2 protein-coding genes and 1 pseudogene are annotated in these 897 nt (G+C 32.3%); all 3 read left to right on the plus strand.

The annotated features are described in order from the left end of the window. Positions 1-186: pseudogene (locus D8792_RS10790) on the plus strand (type II CRISPR-associated endonuclease Cas1); the annotation flags it as partial. Position 187: 1 nt separating this feature from the next. After that, positions 188-511, plus strand: coding sequence for a CRISPR-associated endonuclease Cas2 (cas2, locus tag D8792_RS10795; RefSeq protein WP_037618041.1), 324 nt, complete (start codon positions 188-190; stop codon positions 509-511). Next, positions 508-897, plus strand: a 390-nt coding sequence (gene csn2-St / locus D8792_RS10800; protein ID WP_260470305.1) for a CRISPR-associated protein Csn2-St, incomplete at its 3' end; no start/stop codon positions are given. The genes cas2 and csn2-St, both read left to right, overlap by 4 nt.

Consider the following 897-nt stretch of genomic DNA (forward strand, 5'->3'; position numbering starts at 1 on the left):
TTGAAATATGAATTCCGATTAGCTTTAACAGATTTATTAAATGCAAAGATTCGTTATGGCAAGGAAAATTGTTCTGTAACTGGCGCGATGGATAAATATGTGAAAGGTTTTATCAAATGTATCGCGGATAAAGATACAACAAAATTTTACTGTCCGGTTATCTCAAGTTTGGAATGGAGTAAATAAGATGAGGTATGAAGCAATGAGATTGATTTGTTTTTTTGATCTTCCTATGGAAACTAATCAGGAAAAGCGAACCTACCGTAATTTTCGTAAAGAATTGATTGCAAATGGTTTTGAAATGCTCCAGTTTTCTGTATATTATCGAACTTGCCCTAATCGTAGTTTTGCTAGCAAATTCTACAAGAAATTAAAACAAAGTAATTTACCTAGTGGAAATGTTCGATTGCTGGCTGTGACGGAAAAACAGTTTTCTGAAATGGTTCTGATTATTGGTGGGAAGACGAAGCAAGAAGAAGTAGTCAGTGATAATAAGTTGGTAGTCATATGAAACTATATTTTAAGCATCCTTATAAGGAAAATCTAGCCATTAATTTTGGAAAATTTACGCAGGTTGTTGGTGAAGACCAACAGTTGAAGTATTATATTTGGCAATTATTAGTCTGGTATTTTGGTGGTAAAAAATACAACACAGAGGACTTAACACTCTTTGAACAGAGCGAGCCAGAAATTTGTACAAAAGAGATGATCATAAAAAGAAGTGAGTATAAGATTGTTTCGATTTCAAATATTCAGGATTTGATTGAGCAGATGGATTACAAAAAGGGAACAGTTGCATTTGATTTTTTAAAGTCTAAACTGGATAACCTAGAAGTGATAGAACAAATTGATTTTATCAATGATAAACTAGATCAAATATCGGCTATAGTAAATAAG

The sequence above is a fragment of the Streptococcus cristatus genome, from assembly GCF_003943505.1.
GTDB classification, from domain to species: Bacteria; Bacillota; Bacilli; order Lactobacillales; family Streptococcaceae; genus Streptococcus; species Streptococcus cristatus_E.

What these genes read in the sequence shown, in the direction of transcription:
- cas2 (WP_037618041.1), top strand. Translation starts at nt 188, where the DNA reads ATGAGGTATGAAGCAATGAGATTGATTTGTTTTTTTGATCTTCCTATG.